The organism is Mucilaginibacter rubeus (assembly GCF_003286415.2).
GTDB classification, from domain to species: domain Bacteria; phylum Bacteroidota; class Bacteroidia; order Sphingobacteriales; family Sphingobacteriaceae; genus Mucilaginibacter; species Mucilaginibacter rubeus_A.
In genome coordinates this window covers 4447509-4469731 of sequence record NZ_CP043450.1, presented here as the reverse complement: position 1 = coordinate 4469731, position 22223 = coordinate 4447509, and the positions used below count along the sequence as shown (strand labels likewise).

Sequence of the window (22223 nt, the reverse complement as noted above, 5' to 3'; positions counted from 1 at the left end):
TTTTTTTACGTTAGAATTATGGATTATTTTGGAAAGATGGATTAGCCTGCATGATGGCAGGAGGTAAACGAAGGGTCAGGCGATCTGCGGTCAGCGTAAACGTCGTTGTATTGCTGAAGGTATCGTCCTTGTAAAGGATATGGGTGTATGTAGCACCGCTGAAAAGCGGATCAACGGACAACCTGCGCATATCCAGCCAACGATAGCCTTCAGTAGCGAATTCGCGGGTGCGTTCATCCATAATGAACCTCAGCATAGGGGTTTTAGCCGCAGTTGCACTGGCCGGAATAACCGCATCTGACTGCGGCAAGCGGTGCTGGCGAAGGTATAACAGGTCCGCAGCTGCTCCCGCCAGGTCATTAAGCCTGGCTTTAGCTTCGGCGCGTAGTAGATAAAGCTCTGGCAGTTGTAGTCCGTATTTTACATATTGCTCACTATATTTTGAAAGACGCCCTGATGGGTTCGGTTCCTGATAAGGGAACTGCGCTGCATAGAAATTCAATCGCAGGTCCGCGGCTGAAAAAAGTGCCTGTGCGCCCGGTGATAAAACGATAAAATCATTATTGAAAGTATTACCGTTATCGGGCCCGTTGTAAAACGTTCTCGAAAGCACAGATTCTGTATTATCAGTGTAGTCGAGGCCTGGTGAATTAGCGGGGCCATCACTGCTGATCGGCACAAACCTACCACCAGGACCGAATTCCTTATTGAGGTCATACAGTACAGCCGGGTTATTCTGTGCGGCGATGTCCTTAAAGGAAGCGTTAAACAGATCCAGCGCTTGCTGATCTTTCCCCATGAACAGATATATCTTGCCTAAAACACCTTCTGCTGCAGCCTTGTTCCAGCGTGTTGAGCCGATGGCATTTTGGAGCGGTAGCGCACTTGAGGCTGCAGTAAGGTCCTGGATCATAAAATCGTAGACTTCCTGAACTGTATTGCGCGTAAAGCTGTTAACCGTGATGTCCGCTGTTTTGATGATCGGAAATCCAAGATCTTGCGCGGCTGAAGAGGAAAGATAAGGCTTGCCGTAAAAATTAATGAGCGTAAAATATATCCACGCCCGGTTGGCCTGCGCCTCAGCAAGTATCGCTTTTTTGTCCGCATCTGACCCTTCAGTTGAATTCATGACCTCATTGATCACTTTGTTACAGGTGTAAAGGCTTGTCAAAGCTTGTGAGAGGTCGTAACCTTGCCCTGACTGAAACAGATCGGCACTCCATTTAAATGCATTTTGAGAAGGTAACTTTGCCGACGCAAGATAGGAGTCCTCCGCTGCTACGTCGTCTCCCATCAGCGCTATCGCCCGCCAGCCGCCGCCAATTTCATCTGCATACAATGAAACGCTGTTCATCAGCAGGGCATAGTCATTGGTTGTTCTGGCAACTAAGCGTCCTTTGGGAGTGATCTCCAAAAAGCTCTTCTTGCAACCGCCGGCAGTGATTGCCAGCGTTATCATTAATAAGTATATAATGTTTTTTTTCATGGCCTTACTGTTTAAAATGAGGCGTTAATGCCGATGGCGAAATTGTGTTTATAAGGAGGCAGACCTCTTCCTCCGCTCCTGAAGTCCTGGTATTCGGGATCTATATTGTATTTGTTGGCCTTCCAGATCATAAAATTGCCCGTTTGAAGATAGATCCTTGCCGAGCTGATCTTTAATGATTGAATGGTTTTTGCAGGCAAATTGTAAGCAAGGGTAACATCGCGAAGTTTAATATAGGATGCGCTTACCACGTTGATATCAGCCATGGTATAATAAGCCGTATAGCGACGTGTGAAATCTGTAAACGGATCGGCTACATAGGAAGGAATGTTGGTAACTGCTTCGTCACCCGGTTTCTGCCATCTGTCCAGGAAAGCGGTGGTTATATTGCTGTAAAAGCCACCGTTGGTCAGTCTGCCCGTATAGAATTGATTCACATCGCGACGCATTACCGCACCTAAATTATAGATCAGGTTGGTGCTCAGTGTGAAACCTTTGTATTCAAAGCTGTTGGAAATGCCCCCGTTAAATTTAGGTATCTGACTACCCATATAGACCAGGTCTTTTGCACTGGCAGCACCATAAGTTTTGACGATCTTGCCGTCGGCCAGTTTGATCTGAGGATCCCCCAAATTATCCAAACCTGCAAAGCGATAGGCAAATAAAGGGTTTAATCCGTACCCCGGAAGCGGGGCACCTGTAGGCGACTGGATACGGTAGGTATCTGTCAGCTGAAATGGAAGCAGATCAGCATAAGAATCCACCTTATTGCGGTTATAGGCGAACGTGGCGCCGACAGACCATTTGAAATCAGTAAAGTTAAGTGCGATCGCACGCAGGCTAACTTCAATTCCTTTGTTGGTCAGGCTTCCGATGTTGCCGGTGGTTGAGGTGATCCCAACAAGCGGATTTACCGGTTGGTTACCTAAAAGATCAGTGGTGTGCTTGTTGTAAACATCTATACTGCCGCTGATACGGTTATTCAGAATTGCAAAGTCGACTCCGATGTTAACGGTATGTGTGCTCTCCCAGCTGAGCCCGATGTTAGCGGGATTCGCGATCGAATAGCCTGCTCCTGTATTAGCGTTAATATCATCAGCAAACAAAATATCCTGAAGCGCTGCCGCTCCTATATATGGTGAATTACCTGTAACACCATAGGTGGCGCGTAAACCAAGATCGTTCAACCAGGTCAATTGTTTGATGAATGCTTCCTGTCCCATTAACCACTTACCACCAATACTATAGGCCGGTTTTTTCTGACCTGATTTGGAAGAGCCAAACAGGTTACTCTGATCTTTTCGGATACTGGCATCCAGCGCATACCTGTTGTTCAGCGTATAATTGAACAAGCCGAAATAGGATTTAAACCTCGATTCGGTTTCAATGGACGTAAATGGCGCCTCAGTGTAAACAGACCTACCGGAAGATACCGTGCCAAAAACACCGTTGGATAATCTGGCATAATCGAGCAGGGGATAGGTCTGAAGGTTCAGGTCATATCCAAGGACGCTGTTCGTACGGTTGGTTACCAGGACATCCTGTGCTTCCTGGCCGATCTGCACATTCATCCGGTCTTGCCCTGAACGCAGGGTAGTCGAATAAACCAACTGATTTCGAACGGTCCAGTTCCTAGTGTCTGTATGGGTATCCTGATATTTTCCGCCTGTGTTGGGTAAATAATAAACCGGGGTGGATCCAACGGTTGGCGCAACAGTGAAGCTCAGGAGCTGTTTCCGCATGGAATATTCGGAAATATCATCATACGATTCAGTGGTAGCAGGTGATCGCTGGTAACCATAGGTCCCCACGAAACTCAACCCTTTCCAGATATTTAAAGTGAAGGTACCTGTTACGTTAGCGTTAATGGCATTGGTTTTTGTAAAACCGGAGTTGATCTCATTTAAAGGATTGTACCCGAGGTTTATCCCACTTCTGGCTTGATAGTCAGCTCGTGTTTCAGGACTAAGGCCCTGCACATAATCCATGTTTAAATTATTTCCATTGGCGTCCTGGAACAACTGATAAGGCAGAATGCTTGACAAAACAGACATCGGTCTTTTGGCTGATGCAAGATTGTTGCCGATCGACGTAATTAAACTAACTTTCAGGATTTTTGCAGCATTGAAATTCTGATTAAGTGTTAATTGGTACGTTTTATTAGTTGAACCTACCTCTTTGGAATGCGTGTCAGCAAAAGAAAAAGAGGTATAAAAATCGTAACCGGCACTACCACCGGAAGCCGAGATCGTATGATTGTTCGTATAAGCATTACTGTATCCGAATTTTCTAAGCTGATCGGTGTTATTGATCCTCGATAAGCTGTCCAGGCCTGCATTGGCCTGGGCGGCTGAGATCAAACCCCTGCTTTGGTCATACAGTAATTGTTCATGGGGCGCGATGAAAGAGGTCCCAAGCGAACGGTAAGGGTAAAGTGTGGGATTAAATGTGCTTTTTGCTACCTCGATGTACTGTGCACTGTTCAGCCAGGGTTGATAATTAAAATCCGGTTTACCCTGATAGTTGAGATAGCCGCTGTAGGCTATTTTGACTTTTTGGTTTCTGCGGCCCGATTTTGTGGTGACCACAATAACGCCGTTGGTTGCCCGTGCTCCCCAGATGGCAGCAGCGGATGCATCTTTCAATACGGTAATATCGGCAATGTCGTTAGTGTTGATGTTGGTCAGATCGGGAACCTGTACACCATTTACTACATATAACGGCTGCGAAGTGATCGATACGCTGCTGGTTCCCCTGATCAATACCTGTTGCACAGGTTGGCTACCGCGGTTGATCGATGCCATGCTACCTGTGCCGGTCAATACCGTCAATCCGGGGACCAGCCCATCAAGTCGGGTTAACACATCGGTGCTTCCTGCCCTGTCGTTAAAGATCTGCATATCCGGCTTTGCAAAAGAGCCGGTTGCCCTCTCCTTACTTAAGGTCTGGTAGCCGGTTGAAACGACAACTTCTTTCATTTCAGTAGCCGCCAGTTTCAGGGTGAAGTTAACTTCATTACGTCCGGCTATGTCTACAGTATCGCTTTTGTAACCGACATAGGAAACAGTGAGCCTCGCGTTGGCCGGGATCTCCATAATAACGTAATTGCCACGCTCATCACTTACCGCACTTACCCGGCCATCGATTATTCGGAGCGTCGCTCCCGCTAATGGCTGATTTCTTTCATCATAAACATGGCCATGAACCAGTTCCTGTGCTTCGCTGTTTGGCCCCTGCGTTATCAACGGGTCGTTTTTTCCAGTGATAATGATGGTTTTGGCTACTATTTTATAGGAGAAAGGCTGTCCTTTAAAGCATTGATCAAGTACTTCCGCCAGGCTCTTTTTACTGGCATTTATAGAAACCCGATGCCCGGATTTCAGCACCTCAGAGGTATAGACGAAATCATATCCGGTCTGTTTTTTGATCTCTCTGAACACTTCGGGAAGGGTTGCCTTTTTAACGGAGATCGTAACAGTCTGCGCGTTGACCGTAAAGCCGGCGATCAGCAGAAATAATAATATCAGGATTCGCGGATGAAACATGCTCTTCCGCCATTCATTGAATAAGTCCGGTAGACCTGGAGGTGGACCTCCCGGCTCAATTACCCGGCCCGGAAATGAGCATCCGGCACCGCCATTTGTTTTAGAGTAAAATCGATACATTTGTAATGGGTTTAAATAATTAGAATTGTTAACAGCAATATGATGAACATGCCCTTTGGGCCGGGAGCGCGCCAACGCTTCCGGCTTATTTTGCAGTTCATGGAGCGTAGAAAATTATCGCATCACCATGATCCTCCTTCCTGTTATTTTAAAGTGCACTGCTCCTGTTACTTCCAGTACTTTTAGTACGTCGGTAATATCTTTAGATCTCGAAATAGAGCCCCCGAACTGGACATCCCCGATATTCCCCTGGTAGGCGACGTCAACGTCATACCAACGGCTGATCTGCCGCATAATAACGTTAAGGGATTCGCCGTCAAATATAAAATCTCCGTTTTTCCAGGCCATGACCTGCTCTATATCTGCTTTGACGACATCAATTTGATCCTTCCCGATGACGGCCTGCTGCCCCGGTTTAAGTAAGCGGTTCCCTTTTTCGCTGCCGATCTGGACAGCGCCCTCCAGTAAAGTAGTTTTTGACGCGGGCTCATCAGCGTAACTGTTGATATTGAAATGCGTGCCGAGTACGCGGACCATGTGGTCTCTTGTTTTTACAATAAAGGGTTGGGCGGCCCGGTGCGCCACTTCAAAATAGCCCTCACCTTCCAATTCTACTTTACGCTCCTTCGCCTGAAATGCTAAAGGATAGCGAATGGACGAACCCGAATTTAACCAGACCTTTGTGCCGTCTGTTAAAATGACGCGGTAATAGCCGCCTTTCGGTGCTTGTACGGTATTAAATGCATTTACTTCATCTTCACCACCTGCGCCGGCCGCAGCGTAGACAAGTTGTCCGTTAGTCTTAGTCGCCTTGATACCTGTCCCCGCAGCGATCTGCCCGTCCGGGCTTTCGTTCAGGATAACCTTTTTTCCGTTGGCCAGGATCAATATCGCTTTGTTGCTGCCGGGGATGATCTTAGCTGCCATTTGCTGTGGTGGCTGCTGTGGACCACGACCGAAGTACAGGTAGGCTGCAGCACTTATAATGAATAGGATCATCGCCGCAATACGATAATATAGTGCTTTTTGCTTTCTGTGACTGGTATCGGCAAAGGTGTTTTCCGACACCTTATTCCAGATCTCGGTTTTTAATGTTGTTAAATATTCCTTTTCAGGGAGCTTTTTTTCAATAAATTGATCCATATAGAATCTTTCGACCAAAAGTTTCTCCCGTTCTGAGCATTTTCCGTCGAGATATTTGTCAATAAGCTTTTTTGAGTACTCTTTTTCGTTCATGGGGTGGAAATTATTAGTAAGACACGGCTCGGACGCCAAGGATGTATAAGAATTTAAAATATTTTTAATAATTATTTAATCAACATTCAGAAATTGATTCGAATAATCGCGTTAATGCCACATATGTTATTGATTCATGATGGAAGGAGCTGTGAAATCGGCAGCGCCAATAGTAAAACTCGGTTAGTAGCACACATTCTGTGGGGAAGGATAGCTATCAGCTACTAAAATAATAATGAAGAAGTTTGCCGGATTATTCCGTGGCGGCGGAGCAATTTTGCCGAAACGGCGATCAATGTCCCTTGATCGATTGCAGAAAAATAATTACGATCAGGTTTTCCGGCTTATCCAGCCGATCTTTCAGAATGTATAGCGCATTGCTGATCTGCCTTTTCACAGTCCCCGTCGAGATATCCAGTTTATCGGCTATTTCTTTGTGTGATAAATGCTCGGTCCGGCTCAGTTCAAATATTTCTTTCATCCGTGGCGGGAGAGAATCGATCACGAGGTTGATCGCTGACAGCAATTCTTTTTCATGAATGGCATCCAGAATTATGTTTTGATGCTGCGCACAGTAGATAGCGAACAGGTCCATATATTCTGAACGAACCTTTTGGTCCCGGATATGGTTAAGCGTTCTGTTGCGCACTGCCGAAAAAATGTACGCGCGAAGATTCGTTTCACCCGTCAGGCTGCCGGACTGGTTCCAGATACTGGTAAATACTTCCTGAACAATGTCCTTGGCTTCATCTTCATCATTCAGTAGTTTCAGCGCGTGCAAGTAAGCAAAACCCCAGTGACGGTTGAAAATTTCTGAAAATGCGGCGTCATCGTTCTGCTGAAGCAAACTTATCAAATCTTTTTCCGCGAGATCTTTATATGCCATATTCTTCGTTAACGAAAATACAACTTTATGTTAATATGTTCCTATTTCGTATCGATCTGCTGTAAGCTGCTTTATATTTTAGGAATTTAACGAATGATAATGTTTCAGCGCATCTCTACACCGTTAGTATGCTGAGATTTATGTCACGACGTCATCGATCACCTGTGGCAGAACGTTTTAGGGGCGATATAGCAGTTTGTTGAAAGGCATTGCCAGATCAATACAGGTCTACCATGAAAGTCAGTTCGTCCGCTGGCCGCCAGCGCATAGGATATGTTTGTCTGGAATCCTGGATCCATTGGGCATAATAAAAGATCTTGTGATCTCATTCGATTCAGGGCTCATTTTGAATTGAGCGGCTATCTCCAAACAATTCCCTGTTGAGGGTATTAGCGGAAGTGCTGCGATTGGGCCGGAAAGAGGGATGTTTTGATCTTTATATTGTTAAATTTTTGTTTGGGTTCAACCTGTTGGTCGTGCCGTTGATCTTAAAGACAAGTTCCGGAGTTCCGGGGAAGCGTGGTATAAAGCGATCTGGGCAGGTGTGGGTATTGGCGTTGGAGATTGATGGTCGTTACTGTAGCCTGCAAAAATTACCCCAGTCAGAATTGGTGAGGTGTGAACAGGGATAAGGCCCCCGCAGCGCTAATGTTGGATATTTCCCGAACGCGACAGCCGTGAAGTATGCCTAAACTTCGTAAACCAGTTACTGGAGATTGAGACTCCGTTTTGTTTCGAACAAGAACACTTGATAAATGTCAATGCGATTTCTTAAGGAAGGTCAATTATCAGGTGCGGCTTATGCGGCAAATTTGTTTTGTCTGAACGACCAAACTTAAACGAAACAGAAAGATGAAAACTGCAAAAGAACTGTTATTGGATTATCTGGAGAACGCGGGTAACCCCGACCTTCAAATAGAATTGTTTGCCGATAATGCGGTAATTGAATTGCCCTATCTTACCAGCCTGGGAATGCCAGGGCATTGGGAAGGCAGAGAAACATTGTATAATTTCCTCGCTAACCTGCCGAGAACTTTTCCGGGTTTTAAATTTAGGAACATACAGATCCACATCGATACACCGGAGCAGGCTTTCGGCGAGTACGAGGCCAGCGCAACTATCGCCTCGAACGGCAAGCCATACGCACAGCATTATATGGGCCGTGTCGTTGCGGAAAATGGCAAGATCAAACTGCTGCGTGAAGCTTTGAACATGGTACCTGTACTTCGTGATATCAGGGGTGTGAACATCGGCTGATCTATTGTTCAAGCGATCTTACACCAAGCTTCAACACGGACCGGGTGTTTTTGAATCAGGTTCCTGAATATTTGATAAAGCAATGAAAAGTAACCTATAAGTAGTAGGTCATGGCCTACTGGAAACCTCAGAAGGTTTTCACCGGGATACCTGGGCGGGATATACCGAAAATTCTCGAAATTTCGAGAAAAGGGCAGTTTCTTTAAACGCAAACTGCTGTAATTCAGCAGTGATTTATTTGGCCTTTGCTTTGACACCCCGATGCCACGGTTCCGGACTGACATTTTAAAGATCGTGTCGGCAGGCGCCAGAGTTCGCAATACACATCTTTTTATTCTTGATGGAAAGCGACGAAGTAAGTTCAAAAAGAATGGAAGGAATAGTACATATGATATGCGGCGGTTTGCCTGTTACCGGGCTGATAACAAAAATAAGCGTGGCGGACGGGGCGACTTTGAATTTAACGATGGTAGGAGGATTTGCGCTTGCGCTGGTCGTATGCCTTATGGTTATAATTGTTAGGTTGCGGAAAAGATTTGATCTGTCCGGACGTGCTTTGAACGACCGCGATCAAATTATCAGCAGGCAACTTGTTTTATTAAAGGATTATGAGACCTCTATGAACCTGCTCTCAGAACAGAATGACTGGCTGGTTACAGAAATGCATCACCGGGTCAAAAATTATCTGCAGATCGTTAATAGTTTGATCAACAGCCAAATGGCTTATATCAAAGATCCGGCTTTGAAGGAGACGCTAAAAGGCAGCCGGCACAGGCTTTACGCACTCTCCCTGGTTCATCAAAAGTTGTTCCAGACCTCGATGATATCCAATCTGGAGGTCCCCTGTTTTATTGTTGAATTGGTGGATTATCTGGTTGATGAGTTCGGTGTTCAGGACAATGTCCAGTTTGAATACGACATGACACCGCTGTCACTGGATATAAGCCTTGCTATCCCGCTGGGGCTGATCGTCAATGAGCTGGTGTCGAATGCGCTTAAATATGCGTTTCCAGCTAAGGCTTCCGGAAAGGTTAGAATTTCCCTGGTCCATATAGATGACGATAATTATCGCTTCGAGTTTACCGACAATGGTATCGGTTTCCCGGAGGGGTTTAATATGAATGCTGGCGGTTCCCTTGGGACCAGCCTCATTTCCGGCCTGACCGGTCAGATGAAGGGCAGGATCGAAGTACGCAGCGAGAATGGCGTGATGGTAAAGATAGACTTTAAAGCCAGGCATAAAAAAGAGCTTCACCTGATTGCTTCTTGAGTGCTTAATAATTTGTTATGAAAGAAAATTTGTTAATCGTTGAAGATGAGTTTATAGTAGCAAATGACCTGCGTTTGATGCTGGAGAGTGCCGGGTATCATGTGTGTGGTATCGCGGCCTCAGTGGACGCGGCCAAGCAGGCCGTTGATAAATTTAAGCCAACATGGGTCCTGCTTGATATTTTTCTTCAGGACGATTCGGTGGGAACCGACCTCGCTCCCTACCTTCAGGAAAAGAATATAGGCTTTATCTATATATCCGCCAACCAGAACCAAAGCATCCTTGAGATCGCAAAAGCGACACAGCCCTACGGCTTTTTGGTAAAACCGTTTAAAGAAAGGGACTTACTGATGATGCTGGATATCGCCAGGGGTAAACATGAAAGCAATGTGCAATTTGCCCATCAGCGGGAATATGCGCTCAAAAATCAACTCCGTGTTCTTGTGGAGAGCAATTTTGATTATGAGCAACTTTTAGAAAAGGTGCCTGCTATCTTTCAATCTGTACTGCCTTTTGATCTGATGCGCTTTGAATGGTTCCCGGATGGCCAGGAAAAGCCTTCTGGGTGCGGTTTTATTCGTATTGCCTATGATGAATACCAGCTGCTACCCGCCCAGGGGGCACCATTTTCGCCCATTTTTGATAAAGCAGCCGGTCCCGCTCAGCAATCAATAATATATAATGAGCTGGATTTCAGTGAGTATATTGAGAGTGAAGCTGTTTTTGCCGCACTCGGTGCAAAGTATGGGCTTGAATCATTTTTAAGGTTTGGGACCAAGAATACAGCAGGCCGGCTGTTGATGGGTTTTTTCAGTAAAAAGGCGGATCCTTACAATTATGCTCATTTAAATACGCTCGAGCGGAATGACACACTGATCCTTCAACTTTTTCAAATGGTCGTTAAACAGGGTCTTTTAGCAGATCAACCCAGCTTAAGACGCGCCAATCGCGTTCAGGTAGAGCATGAACCCAAAGCCAACACGAAGTTTGACGGTATTTATGGCAGCAGCCCGGCGCTTCTTCAGGTGCTGGATAATATAGAAATGGTTGCCGCTACACCTGTATCCGTCCTGATCCTGGGAGAAAGCGGTACCGGTAAGGAGATGGTCGCCCACAATATTCATTATCTGTCCAGCAGAAAGGATAAACCTTTCATTACAGTCAACTGCGCGGCACTGCCAGCAGAACTGATCGAATCAGAACTGTTTGGGCATGAGAAGGGGGCTTTTACCGGTGCAGTTGAAAAACGTCTGGGGAAGTTTGAAATGGCTGAAGGAGGTACTATATTTCTTGACGAGATCGGAGAGATGCCGGTCGAATCGCAGGTCAAGCTGCTTCGGATGCTTCAGGAAAAAGAATTTGAGCACATCGGCGGAAGCAAGACGATCAAGGTTAACGTCCGTGTGATCGCTGCTACGAACCGAAATCTGGAAAAGGAGGTTTCGGAAGGACGTTTCAGACTAGACCTCTTTTATCGCCTTAATGTATTCCCGATCGAATTGCCGCCACTGCGGGAAAGGCCGGAGGATATTTTGATCCTGGCACAGCATTTCCTGGCCAAGAGTTCCAAAATGATGGGGCGCGGACAAGTACCTGTACTAAGCAAGCAAGCCGCACAGCAATTGATGGCTTATAACTGGCCTGGCAATATTCGGGAACTGCAGCATCTGATGGAGCGCACAGTGATCAGGTCTAAAGATGACGTCATCCAAAGTGTCGCAGTTCCGGCTATGGCTCCGGTTACAGCTACTGAATCAAGTGCTTCTGCTACTCAGAAAACCCTCGAGCAGATTGAAGCCGAACATATCCTGAAAGTACTGAAGAGTTGTAAAGGAAAGGTTTTTGGCTTGGGTGGCGCCGCGGAAATTTTAGGGTTGCCACCAAGCACGCTTACTTCAAGAATGAAAAAGCTGGGCATCAAAAAGGAATCTTATCATGAGCGATAATACAAATCATCGGCTGGTCAGAAACCAGAAAATGGGACTTCAAACCACGCCTATGTGCATGTGGTACTGACCGAGAGTGGAACATCGAACCCCGTTCTGACAGATAAAACTAACTAATCGTTATTAACTAACTCTATCAATAAATAGATCCTATGAAATCCGGAAAACAGTTGACGGCTTTACTGACAATAATAAGTCTCCCAATTTTATACTGCCAGCAGGGTTTGGCACAAACCATCCCTGATCGGTCACAGCTGGCGGTAAAAAATGTTGTAAAATACATGCTGCCCAATGGATCGGTGATCGGGCCGGAGAAATTGGACAGTGTAAAAAAGATCTGGGGCGCTGACCGCGTAATGATGAAGCACACGGATGTTGATGACGCCAGAGGAATAGTACATCTGGAGCAGTTGACTGATGAAATGATCAAAAATATGGCAGCCAATGTGGAGGCGCAGGGTAAATGGCTGGAAGACATGAAGGGAAAAGCCGCCCTTGATTTTACGGCCTCCGACATCAATGGCAGCCCGGTTTCGCTTTCAGCGCTGAAAGGCAAGGTAGTGGTTGTGAATTTCTGGTTCACAAATTGCCCGCCATGTATCGCGGAAATGCCTGATCTGAATAAGCTCGTCGATAAGTATCAGGGTAAAGATATCGTTTTTCTGGGGCTGACGTTCAATGACGGGAAGACCGTTGAGAAATTTCTCGGCGCCCACCAGTTCAGGTACCAGGCCCTGGTGAAAGCGAATGAGGCCATTGCTGCCTATAAGATCCACAACTATCCAACCCATCTGGTTATTGATAAGAAAGGCATTCTGACAGCATATTATTCTGCGTCATCTGATACTTTCAGCTTGCTCTCGGTCGAGATCGATAAAAGTTTGTGAGTTTTATTGGGGTTTGTGTTTGATCAAAAGCATGTCCGTCGGGCATGCTTTTTTTGCGTTGGTCTGAACGCTGCCTGATCCAGGTTGACGTGGCGGGATAACTGTTATCCATAAATGATTGATGAGTCTGTTTTTTTATCAATTGTTGGATTGATATAGGTCAACGTGTCTTTTTATTTTACATCAATGTACGGTCAATTGATTTACGCCAGTTTTGTGTTCATCAAAAATAATAATCACATAAAAATAAAGCTATGTCGACAAAAGCTAATATTTTAGGTATAGATCACGTTGGGATCAACGTTCCTGACTTGCAGCAGGCCATGGAATTCTTCAGCGACATCTTCGGATTCAGCGAGGTGACCCGACTTGGTCCGTTCCCCCTGGATGAGTCCTGGAAGAAAAATAATAATATGCACCTGAATACAGGAGCAGTTACCATTAAAATGGTGCACGCCGGCACCGGGGCAAGTATCGAGGTATTCTCCTACCAAGATAACCATGGCAATAAAGTACATCCCGGGAGTGATGACATCGGTGCCAGTCATATCGGTTTTTACACCGCTGATATGAACGGCGCCGTAGCTTTTCTGAAGTCCAAAGGTATACAGTTCCTCGGGGAGCCTTTTACGATGCCTTCAGGCGATACGGCAGGCGAAACATGGGTGTATTTCCTTGCGCCATGGGGGGCAAAAATGGAACTCGTATCGTACCCGGATGGTAAGGGATATGAGAAAAACGATCCTGAAAAGGTACTGTGGTCGCCTAAGAACGGAGCCGGAAATTCTCATTTGGAAAAAGTACCGCTGACGGAAGAAGAGATCCGGAAAATAGTTGAACAGCACCTGGTCTTATGGAATGAGCGGGATGAATCAAAGCGCAAGATCATCATGGAGCAGATATATGCTCCCGACATGGAAATGGTAGATCGTCATTTTGTTGCAGTGGGGCATAAGGCAATATCCGGGTTCGTCGCTGGTCTTCAGGAAAAGTTCCCGGACTCCTTTTTTTCCCATGCCGCGCCTGTCAACGTTCACCACAATATTGCCAGAATGTTCTGGCAGTTAAGCAACGAATCAAAGACAAATTCGGGAAGCGGTATGGATATGTTCGTTATTGAGAACGGAAAAGTTCAGAAGCTATATGTTTTTGTTGATCAGGCATAAGGTCTTGACAGTTTAGCAGGTATTAGGACAAAGCCGGAGAGCACACGCTTTTCGGCTTTGTTATTTACCCTTGTTTATCATCCGGTAGCATTGACTTTTATCAATAGGGCTTTCTGTTATAGGTCAAGAACAGCGGCTTTTTATTTTCAAATCTTTGTATCAAACAGAATAAATAATCATATGAAAAAAGCAACCAATTCAGAGAACGAAAAAGTTATACGTGAGTTATACCGCCGCGCAGAGGTGCAGGACAGCAAAGGTTTCACCGCTCTATTTGCTGACGGAGGTTATTTCTGGGACGTATCCGCAGGCGTTAAGTATTACGGTGAAGATATCGGCAATACGGTTGATATTTATGCTAAAGCTTTTCCTGACATGCACCGGGAGTTGTATGAATTTTATGTAAGAGACGAAGAAGATGTAGTAGTTGTTGAACTGGCGCTACAGGGAACACATCAGGGGCCTTTGCATTTACCTGCGGGTATTATTGGAGCAACAGGACAAAAGATCGATGCTCCATGCTGTGACGTTTTTCATCTGAAAGACGGGAAAGTAACCTCGTTTCATTGTTACACCGCCGCTACGGTATTATTGGGACAACTGGGGGTATTTGGTAACCTGAGCGCGGCCTTACAGCAATAAACGCGCGGTCGGTTTGTATACAGGCTGATGTGCTAAAGCCGGATATTATAATTCTCTGCGATAGTCCTCCTGCACGTGCGGATGTTTCCTGAGACAAAGTTTCTCAGGATTTTAATGTGATCGAAAAATCTGAGGCAGCCTATGGCTGCCTTTTTTATAACGCTGGATGACAGGGTTAAACTTGATAAAGATCAATTATACAATTTACCATGGATCAATCTTCAGTTTTCCAATTATGCAGAGTTTTGAACCATGAAATAAAAGCCCCTGATCATTTATGTACGGCGATCATCAGCTACCAAAAGTTCCCGGGTATCCAATCCGGGATTGACCGGTTGGATGAATAGATGTAGCGGCGAACGATAAGTGCCGGAGGTTTTACAAATAACCGAAAATCACTCACGAAATATCGAGGTTTCTCGAAATGTCGAGAAATTGAATTCTTGTTTTTTTTAATTAACTGATTGTCAAATGCTGCTGCATAGGCATTTGATTTGTTAGCAAAGCGAATAATCGTTCTTTAAGATGATTATGATTAACCTGGGGTTACGCCGCCTTGACTAATGCGAAAAAGATGCAAAACACTGTAAGCATGGAAATGACAGCGAAAAGCGTATACCTCATAGGGGTATCTGATACATCAAATGATCCGGTATTGGTAACTATTGGTTTGCAAGCCCTAAAAGTTGGTCCTTTACTGTTGGCTACCACATTCCTATGCCTCGTTTGTTTATACCTGATGGGACTTCAAATGGTAAGAAGGATCAGGCGTCAGCATGAAAAGAGCATGAAGATACTGGAAACGGAAAAACGGCGTTTGGAAAACGAAGTGGCGAAGCTAGGGCAGAGGAGTGAATGGCTTGAGGCGGAAATGCATCACAGGGTAAAGAATAACCTTCAGATCATGAGCAGTTTGATTAACAGTCAGTTCTCGTTCACTAATGACAGGATCGGCAAAGAGACTTTGACCAGCAGCAGGCACCGGCTTTACGCGCTTTCACTGGTCCATCAGAAATTGTTTTTGCATCCTGCCGGAACTGAAATAGAAATGTCCTGTTGCATCAAGGATCTCGTGGATTACCTGGTGGATGAATTTAACAAGGGAACGGGCGTTCAATTCGAGATGGATCTGGTTTCTTTGAAAATAGATCCGGCGACTGCTATACCGTTCGCGCTCATTATTAATGAACTTGTAACGAACTCGTTGAAATATGCCTTCCCCGGAGACAGGACAGGGATTGTGAGGATCAGGCTTTTGTCCGGCGATGATAATAATTACCAGCTGATATATGCAGATGACGGGATTGGCTTACCGGAAGACTTTGATTTTTATGCTTCAGGATCTTTGGGAAAAACACTTATACTTGGTTTGTCCCGCCAAATTCGGGGCAAGGTGACTATAAATAAAATGAATGGCCTTGAAATCGCTATCGATTTTAAAATTAAAAGCAGCAGCCCCGGGATTTTGCGGTATGCTGATGAATAGTTAATTTGAGTTTATGAATGAAAAACTTTTAATTGTTGAAGACGAATTCATAGTAGCCAATGACCTGACCAATATGATGGAAAATGCCGGTTACAAGGTATGCGCTACAGCGGATACAGTGGAGTCGGCAAAAGCGGCGATCGAAAAGCATCAACCGACCTGGGTTCTGCTCGATATATTTTTACAGGATGATTCAATGGGAACGGAGCTTGCTCCTTTTTTACAGGAAAGGGGTATCGGATTTATCTACGTTTCAGCCAATACCAATCAAAGTATACTTGAAGCGGCCAAGGCGACACAACCTTACGGTTTTTTGGTCAAGCCGTTCCGCGAAAGAGATCTTTTAATGATGCTGGAAATAGCCCGTAGCAAACATGAAAGCATATTGCAGTTCGCAACGCAGCGGGAATCGATGCTACAGCAGGGATTAAGGTCGTTGTCGGATGAGCAGATCCCTTTTGAGAGCAAACTGAGCAAAATACCGGCTGCGTTTCAGTCCCTGATCCCATTTGACTACCTGGCTTACAATTTTATTCCTGCCGATGGTCATGAAACTGAATCGGGCGCTTTTTTTAGGATCGGTTTCAATGAATACCAGATATTACCCTCACTGTCCCGGCAGAACCTGGGGCAGCTATTTTATTTTGATCAGGTGCCGGACGGAAAAAGGAACGCTGACGCTAAGATCATAACTGGTCCGGCCTTTTCCGAATTAACGCGTCCGGGAGGAAATGGGACTAACCCTTTATCGCAGTACCGCTTCAATTCGGCGCTGCAGTTTATAAGCCGCGGCAGCGAAGGTATGCTTCAGTTGGGTTTCTACAATAAGAACGAAGATGCCTATGACCATACCCACAGGGCATTATTATGTAAAACTGAAAGGTCCGTTTTGAAGTTGTTCAGCCAACTTCATCATGCTGCTTCCGGTGATACGAAAGTTATGCGTCGTGCCGCCAGGTTTCAACCGGTTAAGGCGGTTCCAAAATTTGATGGAATATATGGTAACAGCGCTGCGTTGCTGCATGTACTGGATAATGTGGAACTTGTTGCGGATACGCCTGTCTCCGTATTGATCCTGGGAGAAAGCGGAACCGGGAAAGAGAAGATCGCGCACAATATCCATCTGCTTTCATCCAGAAAATCAGCACCGTTTGTAACGGTCAATTGTGCGGCCATGCCGGCGGACCTGATCGAGTCAGAGCTTTTTGGGCACGAAAAAGGCGCATTTACGGGTGCCGTGGAGAAACGTATCGGGAAATTTGAGGCGGCTGACGGGGGAACGATCTTTCTGGATGAGATCGGGGAACTGCCCCTGGAGTCGCAGGTTAAATTACTTAGGGTATTACAGGAGAAGCAATTTGAACATATTGGCAGCAGCAAAACGATAAAAGTAGATGTTCGTATCGTCGCAGCTACTAATCGTAATCTTGAAAAAGAAGTGGGCGAAGGCCGTTTCCGGCTTGACCTCTTTTACCGGTTGAATGTTTTTCCGATCAGTCTCCCTCCGTTGCGGGACCGTAAAGAGGATATTCCGATACTTGGCAAATATTTTCTCGCGAAAAGTGCAGGCAGTATGGGTCGGGAAACTGTGCCCGATCTGAGCGAAAATGCCTTAAAACAGCTGGCCGGATATCAGTGGCCCGGAAATATCCGCGAATTGGAGCACCTTATAGAGCGCAGCCTGATCAAATCCAGGAGTTCAGTGATCGATGCAGTAGAGTTGCCGGCACCTGTCCGCGAACAGCCAAGTATGCGGCCGTCCGCCAACGGAAGCAGGAAAACACTCGAAGAGATCGAAGCGGAACATATTCTTACTGTACTTAAAAGTTGCCATGGTAAGGTCACTGGTCCGGGTGGCGCCGCCGAGATTTTAGGGCTACCTCCAAGTACGCTGACCTCAAGAATGAAAAAACTGGGCATCAAGAAAGAGTCATACCACGATCGGTAAAAAAGGGCCGGACAGATTTTACAATGATCATATTATTATTAAATGGCGACAGATCAATTTAAAAGATATTTGCGTGAAAAGAGCGACGTAACGGAAGCCGACCTGAACGTTATTATGTCCGCTTGTCAGGTCAAAAGACTGAGGCGGAAGCAGTACCTGCTTCAGGATGGTGATATCTGGAAGTTCCATTGTTTTGTCGCTAAAGGATGCCTCAGGACCTACACTGTTGACCTGGCCGGTAATGAACACATTATTTATTTCGCGATAGAGAACTGGTGGGCCGGTGACCGCGAAAGTCTGACGACCGGGAGGCCGTCGATATTTAATATTGACGCTTTGGAAGATTCCGAGGTTATTCTGATCTCTGACGCAAACTTCGAAAGGATCTGCAGCGAGATACCTTCTTTTAAGAATATGGTCAATGGTATCCTGCAAAAGAGCTTTTTGGTCGCGCAACGACGTATCCACACTTATATCAGCCTGACCGCCGAAGAGAAATACCTGCAATTTCTGGAAACTTCACCTCATCTGAACACACGGGTGCCGCAATCCATGATTGCCTCCTATTTAGGTATAACCAGGGAAACACTTAGCCGGATAAGGCGGCAAACGGTTAAGAAGAATTGATTATTGATCTTTGGTTATTCCTGTCAAATCCTTATTTATTATTTATCAATCGTTATCAGTCCCCGGTTAAAGAACTTTGTATAAGCGCTCGCTTTTAACCGCAGTTGCTTATTATAAAGATAAATATGAAAAATTTCGCGTTCGCTAAAAAGATAGCCGTTAAATCAGGAACAGGGGATGCTGATATTTTTAGAGCGTTACTGGAACAGGATCCGGGTACCAGGAAAGTACTTGTCGAGCCAAGCCTGTCTGCTTACGTTATGGGCGACGGTACCACCGTTGAGCTGTACGGAACCGGTTTTACTTTCCCTGAATATTTATTTGCGCACGGTAACGTGGTCGTGAGTTACCGCGTTCCCGACATTGATACCATGTTACAGGAGTTGCTTCCGAAAGGAGCCGAATTGTTGGGACAGGTCGAAACAATCTGTTCGTCATATCGGTACTGCCACGTGCTCACTCCTGAGAAAACGGTTATCGGGATCTATGAAAAAAGTAATTGAGGCGTTTATACGTTGTCTTCGAATATGCCAAACACAGCCTGGCCTTCCACTGAAAGATGGCAGTACCTGTAAGCATTACAGACCTGTTCGATCGGGCTTAAGATCCTTGCGCCTGCTTTTCTCAATTCGGTGACCGTTTTTTCGATATCAGCTACTTTATAGGATGTGACCACGTCAGATTCGGCAAAAAGGTAATCGGGATAAACGGATCCTGGTCCGTATAGCTCTATGGATGTCCCGTCCGGAAGCAGGTACACTGTCAATCCCGGGCTGATCAAGAGTTTTTTTGAGCCGGCAACTTCCCGGGCAAGAGTTTGATAGATCATCAATTCGGGGCCTTTGATCCTGATCGCTATCTTTTTTAAGCCTGTTGATTTTTTCATGTTGTATCTTAACCGGCGTTCTCTGCCGGTCGTACAAATCTCCTCTTTGAAAAAATATCCTCACTTGATTTAAAGTAAGAAATGCCATTGACATTTATCAATAGCACGGGCGTGTCAAGTTGTTCAGCCAGCCGGTCCGGGGAATTTATATATCAATATGCCGGGCCCCGTTTCAACGAGATCTATTTTTTGGCTGTCTGGTTTCGGATCCTGCTTAGTGTTTCAGGAGTGATACCAAGATAGGATGCGATCATTCCCTGGGGGACACGCATAGGCAAGTGCGGGAATTTTTCCAGGAATTTTAAATATTTCTCCTCCGCTGATAAACTGATAAAAGTGTGTATCCTGTTTTGAGCGACAATGAAACTTTTCTGCAGAACGCTGTTGATCAGGTCATTGAAAGCGGGTATCAGTTCGCATAACTGATCAAAATTCTTTTTGGGGATCAATATAAGCTCTGAATCTTCCAAAGCATCGATATTGAAAATGGAGGGTTCTCCCGAGGCCAGGCTTTCACGGTCACCTGTCCACCAGTTCTCTACAGCGAAATTAATGATATGCTCATTCCCCTTGTCGTCAAGCGTATAAGTGCGGACACAGCCTTTCGTCACAAAAGCGTTAAATTTCCAGACATCGCCTTCCTGTAGCAGATATTGACGTTTCCTTAACCTTTTAACCTGACAGGCGGCTACAATTTGTGCCAAATCTTCGTCCGTGACCTTGCTTTTACTGCGAATGTATTGTTTGAAGACCTCAATCACTGTTTTCTGTTTTACGATGTGCTTTTGAAGTTTCAAATATACATATTACGCTTAGCATTTAGTTTTGTTAACAAAGGGGATATCGGTGTCGATTTAGATGAGAACGATATCCCGTCGGCAATTACCGGTACAGCGTTATAAATTCGGATTTTGGTTTTCTCACTTTTTTCAACGGAAGGTTCCAGTCATTGGCCGTATCCCGGTAACCGATGGCCATGAGCATGGAACTGCGCAGGCCTTTCGATCTAAGGTCCAGAAATTCGTCGAGTGCTTTGGCATTGAATCCTTCCATGGGTGTGGCATCCACCCGTTCAAGCGCTGCCGCCGCTACCGCGATCCCAAGGGCGATATGTGCCTGCTTGGCAGCGTGGTGAAAGTTCTCTTCGCTGGTAAATTTGGAGAAATAATTGATGGCAAACTGGCGCTGGCGATCCGAAGTGGTGCTGCTTGTGCCGCGTTGCTCATTCAGGTGGTCAAACACCTTATTGATCCGTTCGGGCGTATAATCGTTCCATGGGGCAAATACAAGAAGGTGTGAGGATTCCACGACCTGCAGCTGATTGCCGGCGATGGGTAGCAGCTGTTTTTTCAATTCGGGGTTCGTAATTACCAAGATCTCGTAAGGTTGAAGGCCGATTCCTGAAGGTGCAAGCCAAGCGGCTTCCAGTATGCGGTCAATAATTTCCTGAGGCACAGTAGCTCCTGTCATCCTCTTTGCTGCATAACGCCAGTTCAGCGCTTCAGTAATATCTAAAATGTCGGTTTTCATAATATGTTTAATTTTTATAAAGGTCCGTTGGCGGATGGTGTTTCTCATTGACATAGGATAAAAAGTTGCATTGATAAAAATCAACGCCTTTTCTTGTTTTTCATCATTTAGCGCCGTTGCGGTGAGCAGTAGGTTTGCGTTATGAAAACGGATATCAAGAAGCCAATCAGTGATCGTCAACGCCAGGAACCGGAAAGTCCGGCAGCCGGCAGCGTGCAAGGTCTGAAACAACCAACAAAGCCAGATCAACAAAAGGACAGAGGATGGAAAAGCAGAAAGCCATTGCTTACGATATTGCTTTGTCTGGCAGCAGGCCTTAAACTTTACGCACAGGACCCTGTATTGCCGCCGACAAATCTCGGTCTGGCGAATGTTTTTGACGGTATTGCCGGCAAGCCAGGGTTCGTTTATCAAGGTTACGCCCAATATTTTCATACGCGGGATGTATATGACGGCGGGGGTCATGCCCTGCACTCCGACCTGAAAATAAACTCCCTTTTGCAAATGAACCAGCTGATATACCTGTCACCGGTACGCGTACTTGGAGGGAACCTGGGATTCACGGTATTGGTGCCTATTGTTCAGATCAATTCTTCCAGCGCAGCTGGACAGGCACCCAATGCTAACCCCGGTGTATTGGGCGATGTTGTTCAGGGTACCGCTGTTCAATGGTCAGACAAGAAGCTCTTCGGAAGACCATTTTCCCATAGGGTAGAATTTGACGTGAACCTGCCGGTCGGTAATTATGATAGTCATTATGTTATAAATCCATCTTCACATTTATGGGCCTATGGGGTATACCACGCTTTTACAATGATGTTGGATGACAAGTTCAGTATCAGTTCAAGGAACCAGTTCAATTATAATTCGCACTATGTCGGACAAAAGGGGAAGCCCGGCGCATATTATAACGGGAATTACTCCATTGATTATTCGGTTTTCAAAAGCCTGAAAGTGGAGGCGGCCGCTTACTATCTCACACAGTTCAATCAGGACAGCTATGGCGGGGACCATCATTATTATTCAGATCACTATGGGATCGGTGATACTAAAGAGCGTGTGTTCGGCTATGGCCCGGGACTGGCCTATTTTGCACCGAATGGCGTGTTGATTGAGACTAAAGTGTTTTTTGAGACCGCGGCAAAGAACAGGCTGGCAGGTAGCCGCCCGACCTTGCGGATAGCTATACCGCTTTCCAAATAGTCAGCAAGGATCATAGACTATCTGATCCGAGTTTTCGTACGATGCTCATATCATCCGGCGTATACAAGAAGGAGCTTCAGGCTCCTTTTTTAATGGTGGGTG

The 22223-nt window shown here is 45.7% G+C and carries 18 protein-coding genes; 11 read left to right on the top strand and 7 right to left on the bottom strand.

Annotated elements, in window-relative coordinates; genetic code table 11:
* Positions 1-16 precede the first annotated feature (16 nt).
* From DEO27_RS17495 to DEO27_RS17480, 4 genes are all read right to left on the bottom strand, one after another.
* A complete protein-coding gene (locus DEO27_RS17495) occupies positions 17-1486 on the bottom strand; it encodes a RagB/SusD family nutrient uptake outer membrane protein (RefSeq protein ID WP_112567570.1) in 1470 nt (489 codons plus the stop codon).
* 11 nt (positions 1487-1497) lie between these two features.
* Positions 1498-5151 (bottom strand): SusC/RagA family TonB-linked outer membrane protein, encoded by a 3654-nt coding sequence (locus tag DEO27_RS17490; RefSeq protein ID WP_112567572.1) that lies wholly within the window; start codon positions 5149-5151, stop codon positions 1498-1500.
* A gap of 114 nt (positions 5152-5265) precedes the next feature.
* Complete coding sequence (locus tag DEO27_RS17485) at positions 5266-6387, bottom strand: FecR family protein (protein WP_112567574.1); 1122 nt, start codon at positions 6385-6387, stop codon at positions 5266-5268.
* A gap of 292 nt (positions 6388-6679) precedes the next feature.
* Positions 6680-7273: an RNA polymerase sigma factor gene (locus DEO27_RS17480; RefSeq protein ID WP_112567576.1), complete on the bottom strand. Its 594-nt coding sequence runs from the start codon at positions 7271-7273 to the stop codon at positions 6680-6682.
* An 852-nt stretch (positions 7274-8125) separates the two neighbouring features.
* Between DEO27_RS17480 and DEO27_RS17475 the strand changes: the two genes are divergently transcribed.
* From DEO27_RS17475 to DEO27_RS17430, 10 genes are all read left to right on the top strand, one after another.
* Positions 8126-8530 carry a nuclear transport factor 2 family protein gene (locus DEO27_RS17475; RefSeq protein WP_112567578.1) on the top strand — a complete coding sequence of 135 codons (405 nt, stop codon included), beginning with the start codon at positions 8126-8128 and terminating at the stop codon, positions 8528-8530.
* 340 nt (positions 8531-8870) lie between these two features.
* Positions 8871-9800, top strand: coding sequence for a sensor histidine kinase (locus DEO27_RS17470; RefSeq protein WP_112567580.1), 930 nt, complete (start codon positions 8871-8873; stop codon positions 9798-9800).
* Between the two features lie 17 nt (positions 9801-9817).
* Positions 9818-11746 (top strand): sigma-54 dependent transcriptional regulator, encoded by a 1929-nt coding sequence (locus DEO27_RS17465; protein WP_112567582.1) that lies wholly within the window; start codon positions 9818-9820, stop codon positions 11744-11746.
* A gap of 152 nt (positions 11747-11898) precedes the next feature.
* Entirely contained in the window at positions 11899-12633 is a 735-nt protein-coding gene (locus DEO27_RS17460; RefSeq protein WP_112567584.1) for a peroxiredoxin family protein, read from the top strand.
* Between the two features lie 254 nt (positions 12634-12887).
* Positions 12888-13799, top strand: coding sequence for a VOC family protein (locus DEO27_RS17455; protein WP_112567586.1), 912 nt, complete (start codon positions 12888-12890; stop codon positions 13797-13799).
* Between the two features lie 180 nt (positions 13800-13979).
* Positions 13980-14441, top strand: coding sequence for a nuclear transport factor 2 family protein (locus DEO27_RS17450; RefSeq protein WP_112567588.1), 462 nt, complete (start codon positions 13980-13982; stop codon positions 14439-14441).
* A 574-nt stretch (positions 14442-15015) separates the two neighbouring features.
* A complete protein-coding gene (locus tag DEO27_RS17445; protein ID WP_112567590.1) occupies positions 15016-15927 on the top strand; it encodes a sensor histidine kinase in 912 nt (303 codons plus the stop codon).
* 13 nt (positions 15928-15940) lie between these two features.
* On the top strand, positions 15941-17875 hold the full coding sequence (locus DEO27_RS31945) for a sigma-54 dependent transcriptional regulator (RefSeq protein ID WP_112567592.1): 1935 nt from the start codon (positions 15941-15943) through the stop codon (positions 17873-17875).
* A gap of 42 nt (positions 17876-17917) precedes the next feature.
* Positions 17918-18502 (top strand): Crp/Fnr family transcriptional regulator, encoded by a 585-nt coding sequence (locus DEO27_RS17435; RefSeq protein ID WP_112567594.1) that lies wholly within the window; start codon positions 17918-17920, stop codon positions 18500-18502.
* A gap of 125 nt (positions 18503-18627) precedes the next feature.
* A complete protein-coding gene (locus tag DEO27_RS17430) occupies positions 18628-19005 on the top strand; it encodes a hypothetical protein (RefSeq protein WP_112567596.1) in 378 nt (125 codons plus the stop codon).
* A 5-nt stretch (positions 19006-19010) separates the two neighbouring features.
* Here DEO27_RS17430 and DEO27_RS17425 read toward each other — a convergent pair whose 3' ends face one another.
* The 3 genes from DEO27_RS17425 to DEO27_RS17415 form a co-directional block, all read right to left on the bottom strand.
* Positions 19011-19388 carry a VOC family protein gene (locus tag DEO27_RS17425; RefSeq protein WP_112567598.1) on the bottom strand — a complete coding sequence of 126 codons (378 nt, stop codon included), beginning with the start codon at positions 19386-19388 and terminating at the stop codon, positions 19011-19013.
* 182 nt (positions 19389-19570) lie between these two features.
* Complete coding sequence (locus DEO27_RS17420) at positions 19571-20185, bottom strand: Crp/Fnr family transcriptional regulator (protein WP_223817983.1); 615 nt, start codon at positions 20183-20185, stop codon at positions 19571-19573.
* Between the two features lie 85 nt (positions 20186-20270).
* Positions 20271-21098 carry a nitroreductase family protein gene (locus DEO27_RS17415; RefSeq protein ID WP_223817982.1) on the bottom strand — a complete coding sequence of 276 codons (828 nt, stop codon included), beginning with the start codon at positions 21096-21098 and terminating at the stop codon, positions 20271-20273.
* On the opposite strand from DEO27_RS17415, the gene DEO27_RS17410 reads away from it, so the two are divergent.
* The gene (locus DEO27_RS17410) at positions 21060-22121 is read left to right on the top strand and encodes a transporter (RefSeq protein ID WP_112567600.1); all 1062 of its coding nucleotides are present in this window, start codon (positions 21060-21062) and stop codon (positions 22119-22121) included. The two genes, DEO27_RS17415 and DEO27_RS17410, sit on opposite strands and share 39 nt — an antisense overlap.
* Positions 22122-22223: the final 102 nt, after the last annotated feature.

Excerpts from the sequence above, each read along its gene's own strand:
- DEO27_RS17450 (WP_112567588.1), top strand. The coding sequence starts at position 13,980 with ATGAAAAAAGCAACCAATTCAGAGAACGAAAAAGTTATACGTGAGTTA.
- DEO27_RS17465 (WP_112567582.1), top strand. The coding sequence starts at position 9,818 with ATGAAAGAAAATTTGTTAATCGTTGAAGATGAGTTTATAGTAGCAAAT.
- DEO27_RS17425 (WP_112567598.1), bottom strand. The coding sequence starts at position 19,388 with ATGAAAAAATCAACAGGCTTAAAAAAGATAGCGATCAGGATCAAAGGC.
- DEO27_RS17475 (WP_112567578.1), top strand. The coding sequence starts at position 8,126 with ATGAAAACTGCAAAAGAACTGTTATTGGATTATCTGGAGAACGCGGGT.
- DEO27_RS17455 (WP_112567586.1), top strand. The coding sequence starts at position 12,888 with ATGTCGACAAAAGCTAATATTTTAGGTATAGATCACGTTGGGATCAAC.
- DEO27_RS17460 (WP_112567584.1), top strand. The coding sequence starts at position 11,899 with ATGAAATCCGGAAAACAGTTGACGGCTTTACTGACAATAATAAGTCTC.
- DEO27_RS17490 (WP_112567572.1), bottom strand. The coding sequence starts at position 5,151 with ATGTATCGATTTTACTCTAAAACAAATGGCGGTGCCGGATGCTCATTT.
- DEO27_RS17410 (WP_112567600.1), top strand. The coding sequence starts at position 21,060 with ATGAAAACGGATATCAAGAAGCCAATCAGTGATCGTCAACGCCAGGAA.
- DEO27_RS17430 (WP_112567596.1), top strand. The coding sequence starts at position 18,628 with ATGAAAAATTTCGCGTTCGCTAAAAAGATAGCCGTTAAATCAGGAACA.
- DEO27_RS17495 (WP_112567570.1), bottom strand. The coding sequence starts at position 1,486 with ATGAAAAAAAACATTATATACTTATTAATGATAACGCTGGCAATCACT.
- DEO27_RS17480 (WP_112567576.1), bottom strand. The coding sequence starts at position 7,273 with ATGGCATATAAAGATCTCGCGGAAAAAGATTTGATAAGTTTGCTTCAG.
- DEO27_RS17435 (WP_112567594.1), top strand. The coding sequence starts at position 17,918 with ATGGCGACAGATCAATTTAAAAGATATTTGCGTGAAAAGAGCGACGTA.
- DEO27_RS17485 (WP_112567574.1), bottom strand. The coding sequence starts at position 6,387 with ATGAACGAAAAAGAGTACTCAAAAAAGCTTATTGACAAATATCTCGAC.
- DEO27_RS17445 (WP_112567590.1), top strand. The coding sequence starts at position 15,016 with ATGCAAAACACTGTAAGCATGGAAATGACAGCGAAAAGCGTATACCTC.
- DEO27_RS31945 (WP_112567592.1), top strand. The coding sequence starts at position 15,941 with ATGAATGAAAAACTTTTAATTGTTGAAGACGAATTCATAGTAGCCAAT.
- DEO27_RS17470 (WP_112567580.1), top strand. The coding sequence starts at position 8,871 with ATGGAAAGCGACGAAGTAAGTTCAAAAAGAATGGAAGGAATAGTACAT.